At 52.5% G+C, this 22,668-nt stretch carries 26 protein-coding genes; 16 read left to right on the forward strand and 10 right to left on the reverse strand.

What is annotated here, in order from left to right:
• Positions 1–31: 31 nt before the first annotated feature.
• The gene (locus KNP60_RS01780; protein WP_214796741.1) at positions 32–1,012 is read right to left on the reverse strand and encodes an aldo/keto reductase; all 981 of its coding nucleotides are present in this window, start codon (positions 1,010–1,012) and stop codon (positions 32–34) included.
• 13 nt (positions 1,013–1,025) lie between these two features.
• Positions 1,026–1,271 (reverse strand): hypothetical protein, encoded by a 246-nt coding sequence (locus tag KNP60_RS01785; RefSeq protein WP_214796742.1) that lies wholly within the window; start codon positions 1,269–1,271, stop codon positions 1,026–1,028.
• A gap of 156 nt (positions 1,272–1,427) precedes the next feature.
• Between KNP60_RS01785 and KNP60_RS01790 the strand changes: the two genes are divergently transcribed.
• Together KNP60_RS01790 and KNP60_RS01795 are read left to right on the forward strand one after the other, a co-directional pair.
• Positions 1,428–2,309: an AraC family transcriptional regulator gene (locus tag KNP60_RS01790; protein ID WP_214796743.1), complete on the forward strand. Its 882-nt coding sequence runs from the start codon at positions 1,428–1,430 to the stop codon at positions 2,307–2,309.
• A gap of 146 nt (positions 2,310–2,455) precedes the next feature.
• The gene (locus KNP60_RS01795) at positions 2,456–3,292 is read left to right on the forward strand and encodes a Cof-type HAD-IIB family hydrolase (protein ID WP_214796744.1); all 837 of its coding nucleotides are present in this window, start codon (positions 2,456–2,458) and stop codon (positions 3,290–3,292) included.
• Positions 3,293–3,314: 22 nt separating this feature from the next.
• On the opposite strand, the gene KNP60_RS01800 is transcribed toward KNP60_RS01795, so the two are convergent.
• Positions 3,315–3,749, reverse strand: coding sequence for an Rrf2 family transcriptional regulator (locus KNP60_RS01800; protein ID WP_058764740.1), 435 nt, complete (start codon positions 3,747–3,749; stop codon positions 3,315–3,317).
• Positions 3,750–3,896: 147 nt separating this feature from the next.
• On the opposite strand from KNP60_RS01800, the gene KNP60_RS01805 reads away from it, so the two are divergent.
• The gene (locus KNP60_RS01805) at positions 3,897–4,757 is read left to right on the forward strand and encodes an SDR family oxidoreductase (RefSeq protein ID WP_214796745.1); all 861 of its coding nucleotides are present in this window, start codon (positions 3,897–3,899) and stop codon (positions 4,755–4,757) included.
• A 180-nt stretch (positions 4,758–4,937) separates the two neighbouring features.
• Positions 4,938–5,114: a hypothetical protein gene (locus KNP60_RS01810; protein ID WP_167491749.1), complete on the forward strand. Its 177-nt coding sequence runs from the start codon at positions 4,938–4,940 to the stop codon at positions 5,112–5,114.
• Positions 5,115–5,151: 37 nt separating this feature from the next.
• On the opposite strand, the gene KNP60_RS01815 is transcribed toward KNP60_RS01810, so the two are convergent.
• Together KNP60_RS01815 and KNP60_RS01820 are read right to left on the reverse strand one after the other, a co-directional pair.
• On the reverse strand, positions 5,152–6,678 hold the full coding sequence (locus KNP60_RS01815) for a methyl-accepting chemotaxis protein (protein ID WP_214796746.1): 1,527 nt from the start codon (positions 6,676–6,678) through the stop codon (positions 5,152–5,154).
• 112 nt (positions 6,679–6,790) lie between these two features.
• On the reverse strand, positions 6,791–7,438 hold the full coding sequence (locus tag KNP60_RS01820) for a TVP38/TMEM64 family protein (RefSeq protein WP_138858815.1): 648 nt from the start codon (positions 7,436–7,438) through the stop codon (positions 6,791–6,793).
• 206 nt (positions 7,439–7,644) lie between these two features.
• Here KNP60_RS01820 and KNP60_RS01825 point away from each other — a divergent pair, with 206 nt between their 5' ends.
• On the forward strand, positions 7,645–9,354 hold the full coding sequence (locus tag KNP60_RS01825) for a methyl-accepting chemotaxis protein (protein WP_214796747.1): 1,710 nt from the start codon (positions 7,645–7,647) through the stop codon (positions 9,352–9,354).
• Positions 9,355–9,473: 119 nt separating this feature from the next.
• A complete protein-coding gene (locus KNP60_RS01830) occupies positions 9,474–11,216 on the forward strand; it encodes a hypothetical protein (protein ID WP_214796748.1) in 1,743 nt (580 codons plus the stop codon).
• Positions 11,217–11,246: 30 nt separating this feature from the next.
• Here the strand turns inward: KNP60_RS01830 and KNP60_RS01835 are convergent, their stop codons facing one another.
• Together KNP60_RS01835 and KNP60_RS01840 are read right to left on the reverse strand one after the other, a co-directional pair.
• Complete coding sequence (locus KNP60_RS01835; protein ID WP_214796749.1) at positions 11,247–11,669, reverse strand: DUF1801 domain-containing protein; 423 nt, start codon at positions 11,667–11,669, stop codon at positions 11,247–11,249.
• Entirely contained in the window at positions 11,669–12,025 is a 357-nt protein-coding gene (locus KNP60_RS01840; protein WP_034779123.1) for a DUF2200 domain-containing protein, read from the reverse strand. The genes KNP60_RS01835 and KNP60_RS01840 overlap by 1 nt, the downstream gene beginning before the upstream one ends.
• Positions 12,026–12,167: 142 nt before the next feature.
• Between KNP60_RS01840 and KNP60_RS01845 the strand changes: the two genes are divergently transcribed.
• Both KNP60_RS01845 and paiA read left to right on the forward strand, forming a co-directional pair.
• Positions 12,168–12,620 (forward strand): MarR family winged helix-turn-helix transcriptional regulator, encoded by a 453-nt coding sequence (locus KNP60_RS01845; RefSeq protein WP_214796750.1) that lies wholly within the window; start codon positions 12,168–12,170, stop codon positions 12,618–12,620.
• An 11-nt stretch (positions 12,621–12,631) separates the two neighbouring features.
• Positions 12,632–13,150, forward strand: coding sequence for a spermidine/spermine N(1)-acetyltransferase (gene paiA / locus KNP60_RS01850; protein ID WP_214796751.1), 519 nt, complete (start codon positions 12,632–12,634; stop codon positions 13,148–13,150).
• Here the strand turns inward: paiA and KNP60_RS01855 are convergent.
• Positions 13,125–13,811, reverse strand: coding sequence for a haloacid dehalogenase type II (locus KNP60_RS01855; RefSeq protein WP_214796752.1), 687 nt, complete (start codon positions 13,809–13,811; stop codon positions 13,125–13,127). The two genes, paiA and KNP60_RS01855, sit on opposite strands and share 26 nt — an antisense overlap.
• A gap of 107 nt (positions 13,812–13,918) precedes the next feature.
• Between KNP60_RS01855 and KNP60_RS01860 the strand changes: the two genes are divergently transcribed.
• The 5 genes from KNP60_RS01860 (at position 13,919) to KNP60_RS01880 (ending at position 18,797) form a co-directional block, all read left to right on the forward strand.
• Positions 13,919–14,515 (forward strand): FMN-binding negative transcriptional regulator, encoded by a 597-nt coding sequence (locus KNP60_RS01860; protein ID WP_214796753.1) that lies wholly within the window; start codon positions 13,919–13,921, stop codon positions 14,513–14,515.
• Between the two features lie 62 nt (positions 14,516–14,577).
• Positions 14,578–15,339 carry a hypothetical protein gene (locus KNP60_RS01865; protein WP_214796754.1) on the forward strand — a complete coding sequence of 254 codons (762 nt, stop codon included), beginning with the start codon at positions 14,578–14,580 and terminating at the stop codon, positions 15,337–15,339.
• Positions 15,340–15,707: 368 nt separating this feature from the next.
• Entirely contained in the window at positions 15,708–16,745 is a 1,038-nt protein-coding gene (locus tag KNP60_RS01870) for an iron-siderophore ABC transporter substrate-binding protein (protein ID WP_214796755.1), read from the forward strand.
• Between the two features lie 4 nt (positions 16,746–16,749).
• Complete coding sequence (locus tag KNP60_RS01875; RefSeq protein ID WP_214796756.1) at positions 16,750–17,769, forward strand: FecCD family ABC transporter permease; 1,020 nt, start codon at positions 16,750–16,752, stop codon at positions 17,767–17,769.
• Entirely contained in the window at positions 17,766–18,797 is a 1,032-nt protein-coding gene (locus KNP60_RS01880) for a FecCD family ABC transporter permease (RefSeq protein ID WP_029594756.1), read from the forward strand. Before KNP60_RS01875 ends, KNP60_RS01880 begins: the two co-directional genes overlap by 4 nt.
• Before the next feature lie 47 nt (positions 18,798–18,844).
• On the opposite strand, the gene KNP60_RS01885 is transcribed toward KNP60_RS01880, so the two are convergent.
• The gene (locus tag KNP60_RS01885; RefSeq protein WP_058764679.1) at positions 18,845–19,594 is read right to left on the reverse strand and encodes an SDR family oxidoreductase; all 750 of its coding nucleotides are present in this window, start codon (positions 19,592–19,594) and stop codon (positions 18,845–18,847) included.
• 141 nt (positions 19,595–19,735) lie between these two features.
• Here KNP60_RS01885 and KNP60_RS01890 point away from each other — a divergent pair, with 141 nt between their 5' ends.
• Positions 19,736–20,305, forward strand: coding sequence for a TetR/AcrR family transcriptional regulator (locus tag KNP60_RS01890; protein WP_214796757.1), 570 nt, complete (start codon positions 19,736–19,738; stop codon positions 20,303–20,305).
• Here the strand turns inward: KNP60_RS01890 and KNP60_RS01895 are convergent.
• On the reverse strand, positions 20,302–21,180 hold the full coding sequence (locus KNP60_RS01895) for a LysR family transcriptional regulator (RefSeq protein ID WP_214796758.1): 879 nt from the start codon (positions 21,178–21,180) through the stop codon (positions 20,302–20,304). The genes KNP60_RS01890 and KNP60_RS01895 overlap by 4 nt on opposite strands.
• 104 nt (positions 21,181–21,284) lie before the next feature.
• Here KNP60_RS01895 and KNP60_RS01900 point away from each other — a divergent pair, with 104 nt between their 5' ends.
• Positions 21,285–22,016: an SDR family oxidoreductase gene (locus tag KNP60_RS01900; RefSeq protein ID WP_251131294.1), complete on the forward strand. Its 732-nt coding sequence runs from the start codon at positions 21,285–21,287 to the stop codon at positions 22,014–22,016.
• Positions 22,016–22,576, forward strand: a complete 561-nt coding sequence (locus KNP60_RS01905) for a sugar O-acetyltransferase (protein WP_214796993.1) — start codon at positions 22,016–22,018, stop codon at positions 22,574–22,576. Before KNP60_RS01900 ends, KNP60_RS01905 begins: the two co-directional genes overlap by 1 nt.
• Positions 22,577–22,668: the final 92 nt, after the last annotated feature.

Genomic DNA, 22,668 nt, shown 5'->3' on the forward strand with positions numbered 1-22,668 from the left:
GTTAGCTCGGAAAAAATCAAAGTGATGTTGATTATAACGCACCGACGACCGCATGCGGCACGTACGGTTCTTCGAGTGAAGCGATCTCGTCCGCTGTCAGCGTGACGGTCAACGCAAGGGCGGCCTCGTCCAAATGACGTGCTTTCGTGGCGCCAATGATTGGAGACGTGACCGTGTCTTTTTGAAGGAGCCAGGCGAGGGCGACTTGGGTACGAGTGATCCCCCGCGTCTCAGCGATGGCGGCGACCCGCTCGATGATGAGCCGATCGGCGTCCATCGTCGCGTCATACTTCGAACGTTGAATCACGTCCGTCTCGGAGCGGTGGGTCACGGTCGATAGGTCGCGGGTCAAGCGCCCCGAGGCGAGCGGACTGTAAGGTGTGACCCCAATTTTCTCTTCCCGACAAAGCGGCAACATTTCACGCTCTTCTTCCCGATAAATCAAGTTCAAATGGTTCTGCATCGACACGAACCGGGTCCAGTTGTTCCGTTCCGCCACGTGGAGCGCTTTTTGGAACTGCCAGGCGTACATCGCCGATGCACCGATGTAGCGGGCCTTCCCGGATTTGACGACGTCATGGAGCGCCTCCATCGTCTCTTCGATCGGTGTGTCATAGTCCCAGCGGTGGATGATATACAGATCGACGTAATCGGTGCCGAGCCGCTTCAAGCTATGGTCGATTTCCGACAGAATCACCTTCCTCGATAAGCCGCCACCGTTCGGACCGTCGTGCATTCGACCGTGAACTTTTGTTGCGAGTACGATCTCGTCCCGGTTCGCATAATCCCGAAGCGCACGTCCGACGTATTCCTCGCTCGTGCCTTTCGAGTAGATGTTCGCCGTGTCAAAAAAGTTGATACCGAGGTCGAGTGCTTGTTTGATGATCGGACGGGTCGCCGCCTCATCGAGTACCCAGTCGTGAATCCATCGGTTCGCGTCGCCAAAGCCCATACAGCCGAGACAGAGCCTTGAGACGTCGAGTCCCGTATTGCCAAGTTTTACGTATTCCACGAAAATGCCTCCTTCAAAGTTGATACGTGGAGAGGAACCGTTCGAACTCATCCACGGTGCTGTCGTCGTTGACGGTCAATCGTAATTCGGTATGGGTGCCAATCGGAAGCGCTAGCGCCTCGACAAGTGCCTCGGGCGTCGGTTCGAGTCGGAATGAATCGAGCCGAATCGCCACGTTATGGGCAAGGGCGTAATGCGCACAGCGGGTGAGAAATGTCGCGAAGCCGCGTTCGACCGTCACGTGATACGTCTTTTCCATGTCGATTCCCCTCCTTTGCCACCAGTATGTCGCGAGATGTGGGGCGAGCGTTAGCGCGTTCATGTCGTGTTTTTGCCTAATCCTCTCAACAGGTTGGACAGGCCTCGTCCAAGAAAACGATCTACCGTATACTGAAGGGGAGAAAACCGAGGGAGGATGGACGACATCGAGACACGACTGCAACTGATTGACATCATCACACGACACATACCGGGGGACGGGGTGCATCCGACGATCGTTCCGGCGATGACGTTCATCCATGAATCGATGGTGACCGAACCGATCACTCGCGTCAATGAACCGTCATTTTGCCTAATCCTGCAGGGTGGGAAAGAGATGTTGTTCGGCGACGAGCGGCTCATCTACGAGGGCGGGCATTACCTCGTCGCCTCGGTCGACTTGCCTGTGACGGGCCAAGTGACGAAAGCGAGCGCAGACGTTCCATACGTGGCGCTGAAACTCGAGTTGACGATTGACGACTTGATCGATGCCGTCGGGCACGTCGAGCTGACCGAGCCGCGTGAACCGAAACGAGGCATGTATATCGCCGATGCTGACGAGGCGTTGTTCGATGTCGCGCTCCGTCTCGCCCGTCTCGTCGACACACCGGATCATGTGGAACTCGCGCCGCTTTATAAGCGCGAGCTCCTGTATTGGGTGGCGCAAGGGTCGAACGGGGAGATGCTACGGCAGTTGGCGTATGAGGGGAGTCAGGCGTTCCGGATCAAGCGCGTCATCGACCACATCATCGCGAACTTCAACGAGACGATTCGGAGTGAGGAATTGGCCCGCGTCGCCAACATGAGCGTCTCGACGCTCCACCGTCATTTCAAGGAAGTGACGGCGATGAGCCCGCTCCAATTCCAAAAACAGTTACGGCTCCAAGAGGCGAGACGGCTGTTACTCATGCAGGCGACGGACGTGGGCGAGGCGGCGTTCCAGGTCGGCTACGAGAGTCAATCGCAGTTCAGCCGCGAGTATGCCCGGTTGTTCGGGCTGTCGCCACGGGCCGATGTGCGGCAACAACGACAGCTTTGACAAAGGAAATGTGCGAGCGGTATGCTTGAGGGGAAAACGACATACATCAGGATTGTTACTGGATGACCAGGCAAAACCTAAACTGGGCGCACATGTGGCGTCTGGTTTAGGTTTTTCTTGTGTTCAGGACAAAAAAGGAGGATATTATGCAACACATCATCTTTCTAGACGTCGACGGCACGCTCATCGATGACCACGGCAACATCCCGGAATCGGCCAAAGAGGCCGTCCGGGAGGCGCGACAGAACGGCCATCTCGTCTTCTTGTCGACCGGGCGCTCGAAGGCCGAGCTGTTCTCGGATATTCTCGACGTCGGCTTTGACGGCATCATCGGGGCAGCCGGGGGCTACATCGAGCTCGAGGAGGAAGTGCTGTACCATCAACAAGTCTCCGTCGATGATTTGAGTCATCTCATCTCGTTCTTCACCGAACACGGCATCGACTTCTATCTCGAGTCGAACGACGGCCTGTTCGCCGGCGGCAACGCCAAGGCACGGGTGGCGACGATGATCGACGAGTTGATGGCGAACAATCCGGAAGCGAGCGCGACGATTGAACGCGGCTTGAAGCCGTTTCATGACGCGATGATGGAAGGGGTCGACCTCGTCCGTCCCGACGTGAACAAAATCTCGTTCCTCGGCTCGTCTGTCCCGCTCGACGTCATCCAACAAGAGTTCGCATCCCGCTTCACCGTCATCCCGAGCACGGTCGCCGTATTCGGGGCTAACAGTGGGGAGCTATCCATTCCGGGCGTCAATAAAGCGACGGCGATTGCGACGCTGCTCGAACATCTAGGTCTCGAGCGAGCGCAGACGTTCGCCTACGGGGACGGGTTGAACGACATCGAGATGCTCGAATACGTTGAGGTCGGTGTCGCCATGGGCAATGCCAAACCCGAGGTCAAGCGTGTCGCGAACGACGTGACAGACGCGTGTGATCAAGACGGGCTTGCGAATAGCTTCAAAAAGTATCGACTCATCTGAAAAAAAGCCAAGCAACCTCTCTTCAGGTTGCTTGGCTTTTCGTGGCGACATCGTTCACGACATCGGCGAGGGTCACATGCTTCAACACAGACTCCATCGCCGATTGGGCGTGGATGAAAATCGGTTCGATCGTCGCTTGGATATGTTGGCCGACGGGGCACGCAGGGTTCGGGTTGTCATGGATACTGAACAGTTCGTTCTCCTCGACGACACTGACGGCGCGATAGACGTCATAGAGCGAAATCTCGGTCAAGTCTTTCGTCAGTTTGGCTCCGGCGACGCCAGGCTTCACTTCAATCAAGTCGGCCTTCTTCAACATGGCCATGATTTTTCGGATTAGGGCCGGGTTCGTGTTGACGCTGCCGGCCAAAAAGTCAGACGAGGTGACGCCGTCCTGATTGACCTCGATCAACGTCAAGATATGAATGCCGACCGCGAAACGGCTACTGATGGACATAGGCTACCACCTTTCTGCACAGTCGTGTAAGTGAATTGGTTACATCTTCAGTATAACAGGGAACAAACAATTGACAAACGAAGATGCTGTAACTATGATGGTTACATGTAACTGATTCAATTACAGGTTAAAGGGAGGAAATGATTCATGAAATACTTAGTCACAGGTGCGACCGGGAAACTCGGTTCGAAAATTGTCGATGTGTTGCTCAAATCGGTACCCGCAAGTGAACTCGCGGTCAGTGTCCGCAACCCTGAAAAAGCAGAAGCACTGAAAGCGAAAGGGGTCGATGTACGACACGGCGACTTCGACAAGCCGGAGACGCTCGATGAAGCGTTCAAAGGTGTCGAACGATTGCTCATCATCTCGGCGGACGGCGACAACGACACGCGCATCCGTCAACATGCGAACGCCGTCGAGGCGGCTGAACGCGCAGGCGTATCGTTCATCGCCTATACGAGCCTCGCCGATGCGACAGAGAGCCAAAACCTCATGGCACCGCCACACGTCGAGACGGAAGGCGCAATCGAACGGACGGGCATCCCGCATGCGTTTTTGCGCAACAACTGGTACTTAGAAAACGAACTTGGCAGCATCCAAGGCGTGCTTGCCGGTGCACCTTGGGTGACGGCTGCCCGTGATGGGAAGGTTGGTTGGGCGTTGCAAGACGATTACGCTGAAGCGGCAGCGAACGTGCTCCTCGCGGATGACTTCGAACAGAACATTTTCGAGTTGTCCGGCCCGCTCCATACGCAAGCCGAACTTGTCGAGGCGCTCAGTGAAGTGCTAGGCCGTGAGGTGACACTCCAAGAAGTGAGCTTGGACGCTTACGCCGGTGTCATGCGCGGCGCCGGTGTGCCAGATGGCGCGATCCCAATCGTCGTCGGGATTCAAGACAGTATCCGCAACGGCTCGCTCGAAGTTGAGTCGAACGATTTCGAGCTATTGCTCGGTCGTCCGGTTACACCGCTCAAAGAGGCGCTTCAAAAGCTCGTATCGACGTTATAAACGATAGTGACGTCACGTTTTCGAACATCGAGAACGTGACGTTTTTTGATGATTGCTAGCGATTTGTCTTCACATATTTGCGTATACCTCAGCCATATCGCGTATACTAGAAATTAATGGATAATCTTAAGTGTACATATGAAAGAATCGGTAAATATGTTTATAGGAAGGATCGATTACATGAAAAACATGATGTTCTTAATCGGCGTTGTCTTAGGATTAGGATTACTGTTCGGGCTGAGATATGAATTCAATGTCATCGGGGATATGGGCTTTAGAATCGCGGCCATCCTCATGCTCGTATCGGTACTCATCATTCGGTCGACTGCAAAAATTTCATTCTTCAGCCATTCATAAAAACAGACCGCGAATCTCCACATTCGCGGTCTGTTTTTTAGTTCGCTCGGGCTTCGAGCTGACCGGTCACGTCTTCTAACGTGCTCGCGGTCGAGGCGAGGCGGTCCGACATGTGGCTCAACTCTTTTTGGATGGCGACTTGTTCCTCGGTCGCGGCGGCGACGTGCTGAATCTGTTGCTGCAGTTCGCTCGCCGCTCGTTTCGTCGTCGCGAGGCGCGTTTCGAGCGTCTCCATCTGCGACGTTACGCGTTGACGTGTCTCTTGAATCGAACTGATTTGACCGTCGATCTCGGAGACATCTTCGGTCAAACGATGGAAGACGGCCGTCACATCGGCCGAGACGGTTTGACAGTTCTCGGTCGCGCGTTTGAATAACTGTGCCGAATCGCGGACTACGGTCGTGTCATCCATCAGTCCGCCGAGGACGCGGGTCATCTCGGCTGCATAATCTCGAGACTGGACGGCGAGCTTGCCGACCTCGGAAGCGACGACGGCGAAACCACGACCGGCGTCACCCGCCCGTGCGGCTTCAATCGAGGCGTTCAAGGCAAGCATGTTCGTTTGGTCGCTGATTGTCTCGACGTGTTGCAGGATGGCTTGAATCTCGGTTGATCGGTTCGACATCGTCGCAACGACACGTTCGAGCCGCTCCGACTCACTGATGATCTCACCGACTTTCGTCTCCATCCGTTGCATGTCACTGTTCCCGGCGATGGCATCGGACGCGATGCGTGACGAGGCGGCAGCCGTCTGGGCCATCCGTTCTTGGATGAGAGCGGTGAGGGAGCGAATCGATTGAATCTCATCGGCCCCATGGTTCATCGACGTCTCTTGCTCGGTCGCGTGGGCGACAATCGGATCGACGGTGACGGCGATTTGTTCACCAGACTCGAGCGACTGGTTGGCGGCCGTCTCGAGCTCGGTCGCATGGTTTTTGAGTGTCATGACGAGTTGACTCGCATCGGTGACGGCCTGCTGTAACAGACGGCGCGTCTCATCTTCTTGTGCTTTGACACGCGACGACTCAAGGTTACGGAAGTGAATCTGCGCGATGAGCACGGCGCTCAGTAAGATGAGGTAGACCGCATGAACGAGCAACAAGCTGAACGGATAGTCGGCCGTCCCACAGATGATCTCGGGGACCAAGAAGTATCCGGCTAGATGCTGCACGGCGAAGATGACGGTGCTATAGATGATTAAATCTATGCGGCGCATGAACGACAGAATCGCCAAGACGACGAAAATCGAGAAGTGATACTCGACGAGCCCTTGTCCACCGGCGACGGTCGAGATGCTCGAAAACGTGAGCGTGAGCATCATCAAGTGCGGGAACAGTTGTGGTTTCACACGTTGGCTGACGACCATGGCGATCAGTAGCACAATCGGAACGGCAAACAGGACCCATGTCGCGATGGGATATGCGTAACCGACGGCACCGTTTCGGAGCACGGTGTACGTATAGGCAAAATCCGTGAAGCGGTGGAGCAGATGGACGGTGACAGACGTCAAGACGATAACGAACGTGGTGACGAGCATCAATTGATTGCGTTTCGTAGAACTCATATAGATTCCTCCTGGTGATGGGTCAATCTAGCTACTAGAGTATCGTCCGATTGACCCGAATGTTTATCGTTTTTACACGCCGACATAAAAAAAGAGAAGCGATCGCGCTTCTCTAGTCTGACGTGAGCCCGAGCCACCGTTTGACGGGTTCCCGGAAATAGTAGGTGACGCCGATCAACGTGACGAAGACGAGGGCGGCGATGACGACCAAGGTGATGCTTCCCGAGGCGAGACTCGCACCGAGAAAACTGTAAGCGAGTGTCCCGGGAATCATGCCGAGCACGGTCGCCAGGATAAACGACTTGAATTTGACTTTGGCAATCCCGCCGGCGTAACTGAGTAAATCGAAGCTGACGAGCGGGATGAGCCGCAAGACAAACACGTATAGAAAACCACGTTGCTCCATCTGCGTGAACAGTTTCTCCGACCATGGATAGCTCTCGACCTTGAGCACGGAACGGCCGAACAGTCGGGCCATGACGTACCCGGTCACGGCCGCCGCCGTCGCCCCGAACAAGATATAGAGGACGCCAGGCCATACCCCGAAGGCGAGACCGGCCCCGAGTGACAATACCGACGTCGGCAAGAAGATGATCGGGCCAATCGCATAGATGAGGAAGAAGACGACAGGACCCCACCAGCCGAACGACAAGACGACGTCACGGACGTCAGACGGGCGAAGCTCATAATGGAAGTGCGTGATATAGAAGATGCTCCCGAACACGGCGAGCATGAGACTGAGTTTGAGCGGGCGTGGCACGCGAATCATTCCTTTCGAATCGATCAGTCTTTTATTTATCGTAGCGCATTTTTCGTTCGAATGAAGGTGAGCCAGCTTACAAACCGGTGCCGAATGTGCTGACGAGCAGGTAACGGCGATGAAAATGGAAACTTAGGTCAACGCATGTGCGATCACGCTTCACGTGAAGCTGCTTTCCTACGATAAAGCAGATAGGAGGGATGATCATGAAAAATTTAAATATGTCTAAAAAATTTACGGTGCTCATCACCGTGTTTATCGCAACGCTCGTCATCATCGCGGCACTCAGTCATGTCCTAATGGGACGGATGGCCGACGCGGGAGAAGAATTATACGAAGAGCGGTTGCTGCCGATTCGGGCGCTCGGTCAGATTCGGACGGACAACCGTGCGCTTGAAGGTTATGTACTCGAGTTGATGTTGGCAACCGAAGAAAGTCGTAACGCGGAACTCCAAGAAAATATTACGGAGCGACGAGACAGCATGGTCGAGAATTTAAGGTTGTTCAATGAGAACTTCGCTTCGACAAATGTTGACATGCAACAACAGGTCGCAGATTTGAATACTTTGATTACGACGTATTTGGAACGGGTTGATATCGTCTTGCAACCGGCAATCAGAAACGAGAATACGGCAGCCTATCGCCAATATGTCAGCGAGCTACGCCCAATCCGCCTCGCGCTCGTCGAAACAGCCACGGTCGTCATGGATGGAATCAATCAAGAAGCCGAGACGGCTAGTCAGACGATGCAGGAAAATCGTGCCCAGTCGGTACTCGTCTTCTGGGTGCTCGTCGCCATCGGGGCGCTCGTCTCAATCGGGCTCGGAATCTACATTACGCGTCTCATCGTGCGACCGGTTCGTGAGTTGAATGGACTCATGAGCCGAGCCGGTGAAGGAGACTTGACGGTCGACAGCACCTACACGTCACGTGACGAAATCGGGTCGCTCGTGGTGTCGTTCAATCATATGAAAGACAACTTGCGTGACTTGATCAGTAACGTCACGTCGACGGCGGGACGCGTCGCCACGTCATCGGACGATTTGAAATCGAACGTCGAAGAGACGACGAAAGCGACGGAGATGGTCGCCGTCACGATGGAAGAGATCGCATCGGGTTCGCTCCGTCAATTGACGCGGGTGAAAGAATCGAACAGCACATTGACCGAACTGACGAACGGGATTCATCACGTCTCGAATAGCGCCCAACATATGACCGAGTTGTCAGACGGGGCACTCCAAAAAGTCGGGACCGGCAACGAGTTGATTGAGACGCTCGAGTCCCAGCTCGAGGCGATGAATGAGAAAGTGAAGGCGTTGCAGACGGTCATCGGTCAACTCGACGTCCGCTCGCAAGAAATCGGCAGCATCACCGGCACGATTTCCGGTATCGCCGAACAGACGAACTTGCTCGCACTGAACGCGGCCATCGAAGCGGCTCGAGCCGGTGACCAAGGACGCGGATTCGCCGTCGTAGCGTCAGAAGTGCGGAAACTTGCCGAAGAGTCGGCCGTCGCGACGAAACGCATCTCCGGTTTGATCGGGGATACGCAGACGGAGACGAAACAAGCCGTCCAAACGATGCACATCGTCGAGAGTGAGATGGGCCATAGCGTCACGAACGTCCAACAAGCGGGCGACGCGTTCGAGGATATCAAGCGGGCAATCGAAGAAGTGGGACAAAAAGTCGAGGAAGTGTCCGGCGCCGTTCAAGAGATGGCAGCCGGGGCAACCGAGATTTTGACGTCCGTGAACGAAATCCAAGGCATCACCGAGACGACCGCGACCGAAACCGAGAACACCTCGGCGGCGACGGAAGAACAGATGGCGTCGATGGAAGAGATCACGGCCTCGGCCCAAGAACTGTCGAACATGGCAGATGAGATGCGTCAAATGACGAAGAAATTTACGATATGATTTGTGGAGTAGGGGATAATCCTCTACTCTTTTTAATGACTAGACTTAACTTGTTATTTGTAGTTGATTGATAAAGAATGTGGCTTAAAATTTTTATTGTCTAGGCGAGGAGAAGAATATTGAATAAGTTTTTGTTACGAATCAATCAGCTCCATATAGATTTGATTGAAACAAAAAGAGTTAAGTGTGATGACGGAAAGTGGTTCAAGAGACAAAGTATTAATAATAAATGGATTGAAATGAAAATTTATAAAGGTGGACAAGTAGGAATCACTCATACAAATGGAACAGGCATTTCACTTTCGCACCTGAAATTTTTAATGGACTACCCTGGTCCTTATACCTTAAGTCAGTTAGTGTCCTTTATGTATGAGGGCATTTTCCATAAATATTATGGTTGGATAGAGGGTTTTTGGGATGAGATAACTTTGACGATGTATTTCGATAAACTAAAGCAGCAATCTGAACCATTGTATGAAAGTTATATTAGAGACCACCATTTAGCGTTCTACAAAGCAACTCAGAGATTATATAAGGGAAGATATTCTTATCGTTCTTTTCTTATCAGTGTGGGTGAAAATCCAGATTTAATTAGTAGGAATACAGAAATAGGAGTTTTTTTAAAGCAAGGTAAAGAGATAGAATTTGATATCGTGAAAATTCTGTCTAAGGTTGATGCACCTTTCGAATATTTTAAACGGTTTAGCAATGGTTGTACCCCAGATTTATACAATAGTAAAGTTCATATAGCAATCGATATAAAGAGAAGTATTAAAACTGAAATTGACAAGGAGGTACTTAAGTACAAGAATGAATTCGATGCTGTTACTGTGATCTATCTCTTAGGAAGTCGAGAAACGATAACGGTTAAGCATGGTATTCGAAAAATGAGTATTTACAAATGGTTAGGTCTACAGCCCTTTTTTAAAAAATTAGAGGTGGAAAAGCAAACTGAAATTATTAGCGAGCTTGATCTAATAGTCAAAAGTATTGATGAAAATCAATATAATTCTGATATTCATGAGTATCATAAAATGTTGGTTGAGCAAATCATTGCATATGATAAACAAGGAATGGATAATCCGACTATCGCTCAAAAAGTAAATATTTCTTATAAATACGTGAATGTTATTTTGTTAGGAAAGGCGTTAGCTGAATATAGTGGCACCTATCCATTAGAATATAAACTGAGGCAGAAACAGAAAAAACAAAACTATCAAGAAACTATAATGAATTTAATTGAACTCTCTCATGAGGGTAAGCCAAGTATAGAAATCGCAAATCAATTAAATATGTCAATAAATATGGTTAACTATCATTTAAGAAACTTGGGCCTTAATCAAAGTGCAAACATGAAAATTAGAAATAATAAAATTCATGAACTACTCTCTAGTTATACTGATCATGAAATTTTATCTGAGAAGTTTGAATGGATTGTAGATAGTTTAATACATGAACATCCTGATATTACTTTTAGCATTGTAAAAGGTTACTATTATTCAAAATTTGATGGTAAAGAAAATAAAACAAAATTTATGAAAGGTAAAGAGGACTACCGAGTCAAAATAACTCAATTGTATCAAGATGGAATGAGATCACAAGATATTGCTGAAGTTCTTGAATTGCCCTTAGAACGCGTTAGGGATCGGTTAAGAAAAATGAATCTAGGAAAAAAAGATATGCTTTTAATACGAAATCAAAAAATAAATATATACTTAAAAAAATATGAAATGACTTCCACGCTTAAAGAGAGATTTCAAAGAGTAGTTGAGCAACTTAAACAAGAATATCCAACACTAACTACAGAGCATGTTAGAACTTATTACTACAATCATTTCAAAAAAAGTGATTTAGAAAAGTAAAAAAGTCAAACCGAGTGAGGTTTGGCTTTTTTAACGTGACTCGTAAGCTGCAATCCATTGTTCCGGAGTCATCTTCGCGACGAGCTCACCAATCAACTCATATGGGATATGCTTCACGTTTTTGAATCGGATACAGCTTTTGCCCATGTCGAGCTTCGTAGGCACTTGGGCGGCGTAGGCGTCCTCGAACCAGCGCAGCAGTTCCGGGTCGCTATAGACGCCCATATGATACACGGCGACATGGTTCTTCTGGGCGATGACGCTCAAGAACGGGAGCGGGGTGCCCGGCGTGACGTGATACCCGGATGGATACGTCGACAGCGGGACGACATAATGGATGCCGTTCCCGTCGGTCGTCTTCTCGAACCCGGCCGGTAAGTTCGCATCGATGACATCAATCAAACGGATGAAGGCGTCGAGCCGTTTGTCGTCGACGAGTGTCGTATAGTCCATCAGACGTCGCCTCCCCGTAAGATTTTCGCCATCGCCTTGCCTTTGGCGAGTTCATCGACGAGTTTGTCCAAGTAACGGATTTCGCGCATGAGCGGCTCCTCGACGTTCTCGACGCGGACGCCACAGACGACACCTTTAATCAAGGCGCGGTCCTCGTTCATCTTGGGTGCGGTGGCGAAGAACGTGTCGAAGTCGACCTCGGCTTCAAGTTGACGTTCAAGCCCGGCCTCGTCATAACCGGTCAACCAGCGGATGATCGTATCGACTTCGTCTTTCGTCCGGCCTTTCCGTTCGGCTTTCGCGACATAGAGCGGATAGACGCTCGCAAAGCTCGTCGTGTAAATGCGGTGTGCCATGAGATCCCCTCGTTTCGTGGAATGATACCTTTATTTTCTCACATAATCTAAGCTCATATCTAAAATACTTTTTGTTGCAAATGCAACTAAATGGATTATACTAAACGTAACATATTGTAAATACAACAATCAGGAGGATTGTATGAGAGACCAGTTGCGTGAAATCGGGATGATTGCCCGTGCCCTCGACTCGATCAGCAACATCGAGTTCAAAGAGCTCGAGCTGACGAAAGGGCAATATCTGTATTTGGTCCGGATTTGTGAAGAGCCGGGCATCATTCAAGAAAAGCTCGCCGAACTGATTAAAGTCGACCGGACGACGGCGGCGCGGGCGGTTCAAAAGTTGGAAACGAACGGGTTGATCACAAAGCAGGACGACCCGCACAACAAGAAAATCAAGCGGCTCGTCCCGACTGAACGGGGCAAGACGCTGTACCCGGTCATCATCCGCGAGCACGAGCATTCGACGGACGTCGCGCTCGCCGGGCTGAGCGACCAGGAAGCCGAGCAGCTGCTCCGGCTGTTGAAGCGGGTCCGCCACAATATCGAAGGGGACTGGGATGCCGTGAAGAAAGGGAAGAAACGAGACTACTAGGGGGAACGAACATGATCACCATCAAAGCTTGCACAATCGAAGACGTTGACGCACTTCGCACTATCAGCATCGAGACGTTCACGGAGACGTTCGAGGCGGAGAACGACCCGGCGCATCTGGCGGCGTATCTCGAGCGGGCGTACAACGTGGCGCAACTCAAAGAAGAACTTTCGAATCCGGACTCACAGTTCTTCTTCGCCATGCTTGACGGGGAAGTGGCTGGTTACTTAAAAGTGAACGCCAACAACGCCCAGACCGAGGCCATGGGCGAGGAGGCGTTCGAACTCGAACGGATCTATGTGCGACGCACCTTCCAAGGGAGCGGCGTCGGGAAGGCGTTGTATGACCAGGCCATCACGTGCGCGGGTGAGCTGAACAAACGTGAAATCTGGCTCGGTGTCTGGGAACATAACCATAAGGCACTCGCCTTTTACCGAAAGCACGGCTTCGTCCAGACCGGGGCACACACGTTTTATATGGGCGATGACGCCCAAGTCGATTTGATTATGGCCAAGCCGCTTCGTCCGTGACCCATTCCAGTATCCCGGACAAGTCCTCATAGACGGCGTCAGGGGCCAGGTCGGGCATATCGACCGGTTTGCCGTCGCGGTTGATCCAAGCCGTATGGAACCCGAAGTTCTTCGCACCGGCGATGTCCCATCCGTTCGAGGACAGGAACAGCACCTCGTCCCGCTTCAACCCGCTGTTCTTGAACCAGTGCATGTAGGCGGCCGGTGACGGCTTAGCTTGTTTGATGCCGTCGATGCTGACGAGCTCGTCGAACAGGTCGGTGAACCCGGCGTTGTGGATGAGCGCCTCGAGCATCGCGTCCGTCCCGTTCGAGAGAACGATAGTCTGTTTATGATGCAGCTGGTGCAAGACATCCGCGACCTCTTCATATGGTGACAGGTCGGCGTACGTGGCAATCAACGCATCCTCCGTCTCGGTCGTCCACGTCACTTCGGCCGCCGACAATGCATACCGGAGCGCGTCGCGCGTGACGACAGAGAAGTCCTCATAACGTCCCATGATGTGGCGGGTAAAGAAGTAGTCGAGCTGTTTCATCCGCCACGCCTGGCTGATTTGTTCACCTTTTCCGGGGAATTGTTCGTCACACGCTGTCTTGACGGAATGCACGTCGAACAAGGTCCCGTATACATCGAACACGAATATTTTAATAGTTGGTTTCATGAAATCCCTCCTCAGTAAAATCGCGTCATCTACTCTTTACCCTAGTTGGCGTGAATTATACGGAAGGGTCCAGTCAGTTGAACAACGAACAAGACAGGAGGAATTTGATGTACGTCCCAAAACTATACGCCGTGAATGACCCGAAAGAAGTCTACGCCTTTCTGAAGGCCCATCCGTTCGGCACCGTCGTCACGCATGACGGACAGAAGCCGATTGCGACGCACGTACCGCTCCGTTTCCATGAGGAAGAGGGCCTAGTCTGGTTCACGACACACATCGCCAAAAACAATCCACAGTGGCAAACGATTGAAGACCAGACCGTGCTCTTGATCGTCCAAGGCCCGGACGCTTACGTCTCGGCGTCGTGGTACGGGCATGAGGACGTCTCGACGTGGAACTATCAGGCCGTTCATGCATACGGACAGGCGACCATCCTGAATGCGGACCAACTCGAGGAAGACTTGGCCGGACTGCTTCAAGATCATGAAGGGGACCGGGAGCACGCCGTCGTCTGGGAGGAATTGTCCGAGCCGGTGCAGCGACAGAAATATGGCGTCGTCGGCTTCCGTATCGACATCGAAGAGATGCAGGCGGCGTTCAAACTGAGTCAGAATCGAAACGAAACGGATTATACACGCATCGTCTCCGAGCTCGAGCAAGCAGGGTGTCCGATGGCAGATGTGATGCGACGTAAAGAAAAATAAAGGAATATGATAAATTAATTTTATTTCGAATTGAAGGTATTAAAATTAGGGAGAAGAAACATATGGGAAAAAGAAATATAAATAAATTAATTGGGAAAAAGGAACATATATTTATTATTACTTTTACTATTATTACTATTGGTATATCTTTTCTTATTCTTTACAGTTTAAAAGAAGTCAATCGAGGAATTATAGTTTCGATAATCCCTGGTATCATGGTGGAAATGCTAAGCATCCTCATTACGTATTATTTTATAGCTTACTTACTATCAAAAAGTGAAGAAAAGAAAGCTAAATTTAAAGCATACAAACTTACAAGGAAAAGATATAAAGGATTGATTCTTGATATTGGTAGAAAATACGTACATTTAATTTCACGAAAACCTTTTGGATATAAAAGCAATGAATGTCAAGAAATGAAACAAAAAATTGAGGAAATAATGAATAACCTAGAACAGTTAGTCCCACCTGATTTTATGAATGAGAAAATTGAATGGCATTACATAGTGCAAAAACCAACAGAAGTTAGTAGTGAAATTGAAAAAATTGAACATCAACTATTTTGCAAAATATCTAAAGAAGAAAATCAAAAGATTTTTGAAGAGTTTATTTCTAGGTATATGGGGTTCTTACCTGATGATTTAAGGGAAAGTTTATTGACCGTTGAAACACTTTTTCAAAACACTCTTGCTACACCTTTGGATTTTGGTCTTAAAATAGGCTTTGAGGTTGATCAAAAAGAATATATTAGAAACCTCAAAACATTAGGAGAAGAACTAATTTTTCTGTTAGAATACTTCGACGAGTTTGAAAACAATCAATAAAATTAATTTGAAATTGTACGTTTTGTTATAGTACTTTTTTGGTTTAAAGGCATTTCTCCTATTCACACTGCTAAGGGCTGAAGAGAAAACGGCTTCACTGCCCGAATCATCTACTACATCGATGGCAACTCCATCGAACTTGACGGCGAGACCCGCTTACCGGTCCGACAACTGATCAATTTGGCTAACCAAACGTTATGACTTCAGCCTGCATCTCACCATTTGAGAGATGCAGGCTGTTTCTATTTTTCACAAGATATCTTGAAGTTCAGATTGACAGCACGCCCGCATTCATCCTATACTCATAAATGATAATGATTATCAATGTCGGCGTAAAACGTTGTCATACAGAAAAAGGGGACTAGGACATGAACAGCTACAAGAAAATGCTACATATGTTCATCATCATGTCTGCTTTCGTGCTCGTGCTCGCAGGATGCGGCTCGAACAACGAAGATGCAGCCACGACAGATGAATCTGCTGAAACGGCAGAAGGTTATCCAATCACAATCAAACACGCGTTAGGCGAGACGGTCATCGACAAGAAGCCGGAACGCGTCGCAACGGTCGGTTGGTCGAACCAAGACGTGGCGCTCGCGCTCGACGTCGTACCAGTCGGATTCTCGGCTGCGAACTATGGTGTCCAAGACGGCAGCGGCATGTTGCCATGGACGGCTGACAAGTTGAAAGACCTCGGTGAAGAAAACCCGAACATCTATCAAGATACGGACGGCCTCGACTTCGAAGCGATCGCCGACTCACAGCCGGACGTCATTCTCGCTGCCTACTCAGGCATCACGCAAGAAGATTACGACACGTTGACAGAGATTGCACCGGTCGTCGCATACCAAGAGACGCCTTGGGTGTCATCATGGCAGGACACGGTTCGTTATGACTCAATGGCCATGGGCATGGAAGAAGAAGGCAAACAGTTGATTGAAGATACAGAGAAACTCATCGCCGACAAGGCGGCTGAAGTGCCAGAGATGAAAGGGAAGAAAGCGGCATTCGTCGCGCTCAGCCCAGACGACCTGTCGAAGTTCTACATCTACACGACGGGTGACCCACGCGGTGCATTCATCGAAGAGCTCGGCATGGAGTACCCTGAGAACATCACGAGTCAAATCGAAGATGAGAACAGCTTCTACCTCGAGCTCAGCTCAGAGAACGCTGACATCTTGAACGACGTCGACATCTTCGTCGCCTACGGCAACGAAGAGACGTTGAAAGCACTTCAAGCTGACCCGCTCTACAGCAAAGTGCCGGCCATCAAACGCGGTTCGGTCGTCATGATCGAAGACAACACGCCGCTCGCGGCTGCTGGGACACCATCACCACTCTCGATTGAATATACGATCGATGACTACGTGAAGCTCGTGTCAGAAGCACTCGCGAAAGTCGAGTAATCAAATGAATATGCCGAAGAAGTTACACACGCCGAGACGGTTCGGGCTCCTCCTTGTAGGGTCGCTCGTCCTGCTCGTCGTCTGTATGCTCGCTTCGCTTGCTTTCGGCTCACGGACAGTCGGATGGGATGAACTGCTTGACGGTTTATTCCGTCCGGCTGTTCAGTCGTATGAAGCGGACATCGTCCGGCAGCGGGTCGTTCGGACGGTGTTCAGTTTCATGTGCGGGGCAGCACTCGGTGTCTCGGGCGCATTGATGCAGTCGGTGACGCGCAACCCGATCGCCGACCCGAGCATTCTCGGGGTCAACACGGGAGCGGCGCTGTTCGTCGTCGTCGGGATCGCCTTCTTCAATATCTCGACCGCGAGCGACTATATTTGGTTCGCGCTCGCCGGCGCGCTCTTGACGGCGGCGTTCGTGTTCGGGATTGGGTCGCTCGGGCGGGGCGGTTCGACGCCGCTCAAGCTCGTCTTGGCCGGCGCGGCGACGAGTGCGGCGTTGTCGTCACTCGTCATGGCCATCATGATTCCGCGCTCGAACGTCATGGACCAGTTCCGGTTTTGGCAAGTCGGTAGCGTCGGGGCCGGGACGATGGATTCGATTATGACGTTCCTGCCGTTCTTTATCGGCGGTATCGTCATCGCCATCTTGGCGGCACCGTCCCTCAACATCTTGGCGCTCGGGGAAGAGCTCGCCACAGGTCTCGGTGTCCGCATCGGCACGTTGAAAGGGATCGCCTCGTTCGCAGGTGTCATCTTGTGCGGGGCGGCGACGGCACTGGCTGGACCAATCGGCTTTATCGGTCTCTTGGCGCCGCACCTCGTCCGCTTGGTCATCGGAGCGGATGAACGGTACATCATCCCGATGTCGGCACTGACGGGCGCGATTTTATTGACGTTCGCTGACGTGGCGGGGCGCTTGCTCGGCAGTCCCGGTGAACTCGAAGTCGGGATCGTCACGGCGTTCGTTGGGGCCCCGATTTTGATCGCCTTGACGATGAAAGTGAAGGTGCGTGGCGTATGACGAACCAATCGATTCAACCCATCATCCATAACAGTCGCAAGCGCCGGCAACGGACCGTCTTCGTGACGCTTGTCTTGTTCGCGCTGGCCCTTACGTTGAGCGCGACGATGCTCATGCTTGGCAACACGATTTATCCGGTCGCGGACGTCATCCGTGTCTTGTTCGGGGAACAAGTACCGGGCGCCTCGTTCGCCGTCGGCACGATTCGTCTGCCGCGCATGCTCGCCGGCGTCTTCGCCGGACTCGCGTTCGGGATCGCCGGGACGGTGTTCCAAACGATGCTTCGTAACCCGCTCGCCAACCCGAACGTCATCGGCATCACAACCGGGTCGAGTGCGGCGGCCGTGTTCGGTATCGTCGTCCTACAGGCGAGCGATACGTTCGTCTCCATCATCTCGATCATCGGCGGGCTGTTGACCGTCCTCGCCATCTACTTCTTGTCGAAAGGCGCCGCCTTCTCGATCGGCCGGCTCGTCTTAGTCGGCATCGGGATTCAAGCGATGCTGACGGCGGTCATCAACTATTTGCTGCTCATCAGCCGCCAAAACGATGTCGGGACGGCGATGCGCTGGTTGAGCGGTAGCTTGAACGGGGTGAAGATGGAGACGCTCCCGCCGCTCATGATCGCGGTCGCGCTCTGCCTCCCGGTCATCCTCCGGCTCAGCCGACAGCTCCAGATTTTAGAGCTCGGGGAGATGACGGCGACGTCGCTCGGTGTCAAGACGAACCAGACGCGGGTGCTGCTCATTGTCGCCTCGGTGCTCATGCTGGCGCTCGCGACGGCGACGACCGGCCCGATCGCGTTCGTCGCATTCCTAGCGGGACCGATCGCGAAGCGGCTCGTCGGGGACGGGCGTTCGACAATCATCCCGGCGGCACTCGTCGGTGTCATCTTGGTGCTCGCGGCCGATCTCATCGGTCAGTTCGCCTTCACGGCCCGCTATCCGGTCGGCGTCATCACCGGCATGGTCGGGGCGCCGTATTTGATTTATCTCTTGATTCGGATGAACCGGAGAGGGGAGCTATAACGAGAAATGAGCCACATCCGGCGTCGGATATGGCTCATTTTTTTGGTTTAGTAGGCGGTCCAACCGCCGTCGATGGCGACGACTTGACCGTTGATGAAACTCGATTCGTCCGAGCCGAGGAAGAGGGCGAGTTGAGCGATCTCTTCCGGTTGTCCGATGCGTGGGTTGATGGCCATCCCGAGTTGCTGGCGACCGAATCCGGCCTGGCTCATGTTCGTCATCGTCGAGCCGATGTTCGTCGCGACCGCGCCCGGCGCGATCCCGTTACAGCGGATGTTTTGGTCGGCATACATGAACGCCGTGTTCTTCGTCAATCCGACGACGGCGTGTTTCGACGCCGTATAGGCCGCGCCGGCCCGAGCGCCGTACAAACCGCCGGCCGAGATGTTGTTGACGATGACGCCGTGCCCTTGCTTCGTGAACAAGTCGACGGCGATGCGCATCGATTTCATGACCGACACCGTGTTGACGGCGAAGATTTTCTCCCAACGTTCGTTTGAGATCTCACCGACGGGCTCCATCCCGTCCATGATGCCGGCGTTGTTGACGAGAATGTCGACTTGACCGAACGTCTTCACCGTCTCGTCGAACAACTGCTGGAGCGCCTCTTCAGACGTGACGTCTGTTTGGATGGCGAACGCCTCGCCCGAAATCCCCTCGACGACGGCCTGCGCTCCGTCGAGATTCATATCCGAGACGACGACGCGGGCTCCTTCCTTCGCATATAGTTCCGCGATCGCTTTCCCCATTCCTGATGCTGCACCTGTGACAATCGCCACTTTCCCCGATAACCGCATAACTGTCTCCTCCTTTAATTGAACATGTGTTCAATAACTATTATAATGAATGTTGGAAAGCGCTTACAATCATCAAAAAAGAGACGTTCTGTTGAGTAATCAACACTTCCAGCCATAACTGTTGAGAGGAATGTGCAAACTATGAAGCCGGACTTGCGTGTCGTCAAAACAAAGCGAGCGCTCCATGAGGCGCTCGTCGAATTATTGAGGAATCATTCGCTCGAACAAGTGACGATTTCAGCACTTTGTCGTGTGGCAAATGTCAATCGGGGCACGTTTTATTTGCATTACGCCCGGGTCGAGGACGTATTCGAGGAGTACTTCCAAGAGATCACGGCCGACCTCGCCAAGTCGTATGAGGAGCCGTATCGACATGTGAAGCTGCTCAATCCGCGTGAACTCGAACCATCGACGATTCGCATCTTTCACCACGTCCAGACGTACGTCGACTTCTATCGCATCGTCTTTTCGAAAAACGTACCGCTCGCGTACTATTACATGTTGTTCGACGAAGTGCGCAAGTTGCTCCTCCGCGACACGGCGGCGCACAAGCAAGACGAGATTGACCATGAGTTGTTCTGTTCGTATCAAGCGAACGCCATCGTCGGGATGATCATCCATTGGGCCGAACACGACTTTGCGGCCACCCCGGACGAGATGAACGAGCAGTTGGCGCACATATTGCGCCTCGATTCCGGCCGCCGTGTTTAGGTGGCCGTTTCCCGTTCATCAAACAGCTGTAAAAACGTTGAGGCGACGTTCGAGAGGCGACTCCCGCTCTTCCAAATCAAATGGACGGAAGACGTGAGCGGGGGATGGAGCGGGACGAACACCAACTCGGTCCCTTGCGTGTTGATGATCCCGTCGAGGCAGAGCGCGTGGCCGATGCCTTCCCGGACGAGGAGCGAGGCGTTATAGAGCAGGTTGTACGTCGCGACGACGTCCGTTTCAGTCAAATCGATGCCGAGCCGGGCCGACAAATGCCGGTCGACGAGCGATTGCTCTGACAAGATGAGCGGCAAGTCGAGAAGATCCCCGGTCTCGATGGCATTCTTTTGTCCAACCTGACTGTCACGGCGGGTCAAGATACCCCAACGGTCGACATGAGGGAGCTTGCGGGAGGCATACGTGGCCAGATTAATCGGTTCGATGACGACCCCGAAGTCGAGGATGCCTCGGTCCAACTTGTCGATGACGTCGTCTCCGTTGCCGCTATACAGGCGTAATTTGACGTCGGGATGAAGCTGTTTCATCTGTCGGAACGTCTCGACGACCGAGGTGAGCGTCTCCGTTTCCCCACCGCCGATGTACAATTCTCCGCTGATGGGTGTCGCCGTGTTCAAGTTGATCGAGATCTTATCGGCCAGACGAACCATCTCTTTGGCGTGTTCGGCCAAATAGTAGCCTCGTTCCGTCAGCGTGACCCCGCCTTGGCTCCGCTCGAACAACGGACCGCCGAGGCTGTCCTCGAGCTGATGGATTTGTCGGGACAGCGCCGGTTGCGACAGCCGTAAATGTTCGGCCGCGCGGGTGATGTTCTTTTCGCTCGCGACGGCGAGGAAGTAGCGTAGTTGTTGTAGCTCCATGTCATTCCTCCATGCATTTTCGTTATGGTTCTTAATCAAATAGTAGCATTAGACATGACGCTTGTCCGTTCCTATACTGGAGTCAATCAAAGGAGGAATGGATTATGACCATCAATAAAGTTGTCATCATCATGGGAGCGTCAAGCGGAATCGGGGAAGCGACGGCTCATCTGTTGGCCGAACGGGGCGCGAAACTTGTGCTCGTCGCTCGTCGTCTCGACCGGTTGGAAGCCATCCAAGCGAAGCATCCCGAGGCCGACATCGTCATCCAGCAAGCTGATGTCACGGACTACGAAGCCGTCGAGGCGGTCGTGAAGACGGCACTCGACACGTTCGGGAAAGTCGATGTCTTGTTCAATAACGCCGGGATCATGCCGACAGCCCCGCTCGTCGACGGTCGCCGTGACGAATGGCAGGCCATGCTCGATGTGAACGTGACCGGGGTGTTGAACGGGATTGCCGCCGTGCTTCCAATCATGGAACGTCAACAGTCGGGTCATATCATCGCGACCGATTCGGTGGCCGGCCACGTTGTCTATCCGGAGTCGGCCGTCTACTGCGGGACGAAGTTCGCGGTCCGCGCCATCATGGAAGGCTTGCGCCAAGAACAGCGCGAGAACAACGTCAAATCGACGATTATCTCGCCGGGAGCCGTCCAGACCGAGCTGTACAACACGATCAGCGACAAACAAGCCGCCCAGGCGCTCCATGAGGCGCAAACCGAGTGGGGATTGACGAGTGAGGACGTGGCTGAAGCGGTCGTCTATGCCATCGATACGCCGGACCGGGTCTCTGTAAGCAACCTCATCATCCGTCCGACGAAACAACAGGTGTGATGATGGGTAGCGGATTGAGAGAACGCGTGTCCGGCCGAACGATCGCTGCGGGTGAAGCCGTCTTTAAAGAGATTCATCACATTCAACGAGCCATCGAGCCGACACTCATGCGCCTGAACTATCAGTACTTGCCGAAAGACGAGTTCCAGCGGACGCTCTCGGAGCTACTTGGGCAAGACGTCGCGGACTCGGTCACGGTGCTGCCGCCGTTCTATACCGATTTCGGGAAACACATCACGCTCGGGACAGACATCTTCATCAACCGTGGTGTCATGTTCACCGATCTCGGAGGCATCGACATCGAGGACCACGTCTTGATCGGCCCGTTCGCCAAACTGTTGACGGTCAACCATCCGACCGACCCGACCGAACGGCGCGGCTTGATCACGAAGCCGATTCGCGTGAAACGGAACGGCTGGATCGGGGCTGGGGCGACGATTTTGCCGGGTGTCACCATCGGCGAGAACGCCATCGTCGCAGCTGACGCGACGGTGACGAAAGACGTCCCGGACAATGTGACGGTCGCCGGGACACCGGCCCGTGTCGTTCAGACGTCATGAACGTCATCCGGCTCGGATTAGTCGCTTCCATGTTGTTTCTCGCTGGGTGTGGGGACGACACGGTGAGGAAGCCGGAGAATCAGGAAGGAGTG

Source organism: Exiguobacterium sp. s5, from assembly GCF_018618075.1.
Classification (GTDB): Bacteria; Bacillota; Bacilli; order Exiguobacteriales; family Exiguobacteriaceae; genus Exiguobacterium; species Exiguobacterium mexicanum_A.

Bases quoted from the DNA above. Each gene is read 5' to 3' on its own strand.
- KNP60_RS01835 (WP_214796749.1), bottom strand. From the start codon at position 11,669: ATGGACTATACGACACTCGTCGACGACAAACGGCTCGACGCCTTCATC.
- KNP60_RS01805 (WP_214796745.1), top strand. From the start codon at position 3,897: ATGAAATACTTAGTCACAGGTGCGACCGGGAAACTCGGTTCGAAAATT.
- KNP60_RS01870 (WP_214796755.1), top strand. From the start codon at position 15,708: ATGAACAGCTACAAGAAAATGCTACATATGTTCATCATCATGTCTGCT.
- KNP60_RS01885 (WP_058764679.1), bottom strand. From the start codon at position 19,594: ATGCGGTTATCGGGGAAAGTGGCGATTGTCACAGGTGCAGCATCAGGA.
- KNP60_RS01855 (WP_214796752.1), bottom strand. From the start codon at position 13,811: ATGAAACCAACTATTAAAATATTCGTGTTCGATGTATACGGGACCTTG.
- paiA (WP_214796751.1), top strand. From the start codon at position 12,632: ATGATCACCATCAAAGCTTGCACAATCGAAGACGTTGACGCACTTCGC.
- KNP60_RS01880 (WP_029594756.1), top strand. From the start codon at position 17,766: ATGACGAACCAATCGATTCAACCCATCATCCATAACAGTCGCAAGCGC.
- KNP60_RS01865 (WP_214796754.1), top strand. From the start codon at position 14,578: ATGGGAAAAAGAAATATAAATAAATTAATTGGGAAAAAGGAACATATA.
- KNP60_RS01895 (WP_214796758.1), bottom strand. From the start codon at position 21,180: ATGGAGCTACAACAACTACGCTACTTCCTCGCCGTCGCGAGCGAAAAG.
- KNP60_RS01785 (WP_214796742.1), bottom strand. From the start codon at position 1,271: ATGGAAAAGACGTATCACGTGACGGTCGAACGCGGCTTCGCGACATTT.
- KNP60_RS01845 (WP_214796750.1), top strand. From the start codon at position 12,168: ATGAGAGACCAGTTGCGTGAAATCGGGATGATTGCCCGTGCCCTCGAC.
- KNP60_RS01795 (WP_214796744.1), top strand. From the start codon at position 2,456: ATGCAACACATCATCTTTCTAGACGTCGACGGCACGCTCATCGATGAC.
- KNP60_RS01890 (WP_214796757.1), top strand. From the start codon at position 19,736: ATGAAGCCGGACTTGCGTGTCGTCAAAACAAAGCGAGCGCTCCATGAG.
- KNP60_RS01800 (WP_058764740.1), bottom strand. From the start codon at position 3,749: ATGTCCATCAGTAGCCGTTTCGCGGTCGGCATTCATATCTTGACGTTG.
- KNP60_RS01905 (WP_214796993.1), top strand. From the start codon at position 22,016: ATGATGGGTAGCGGATTGAGAGAACGCGTGTCCGGCCGAACGATCGCT.
- KNP60_RS01810 (WP_167491749.1), top strand. From the start codon at position 4,938: ATGAAAAACATGATGTTCTTAATCGGCGTTGTCTTAGGATTAGGATTA.
- KNP60_RS01900 (WP_251131294.1), top strand. From the start codon at position 21,285: ATGACCATCAATAAAGTTGTCATCATCATGGGAGCGTCAAGCGGAATC.
- KNP60_RS01860 (WP_214796753.1), top strand. From the start codon at position 13,919: ATGTACGTCCCAAAACTATACGCCGTGAATGACCCGAAAGAAGTCTAC.
- KNP60_RS01825 (WP_214796747.1), top strand. From the start codon at position 7,645: ATGAAAAATTTAAATATGTCTAAAAAATTTACGGTGCTCATCACCGTG.
- KNP60_RS01790 (WP_214796743.1), top strand. From the start codon at position 1,428: ATGGACGACATCGAGACACGACTGCAACTGATTGACATCATCACACGA.
- KNP60_RS01840 (WP_034779123.1), bottom strand. From the start codon at position 12,025: ATGGCACACCGCATTTACACGACGAGCTTTGCGAGCGTCTATCCGCTC.
- KNP60_RS01815 (WP_214796746.1), bottom strand. From the start codon at position 6,678: ATGAGTTCTACGAAACGCAATCAATTGATGCTCGTCACCACGTTCGTT.
- KNP60_RS01875 (WP_214796756.1), top strand. From the start codon at position 16,750: ATGAATATGCCGAAGAAGTTACACACGCCGAGACGGTTCGGGCTCCTC.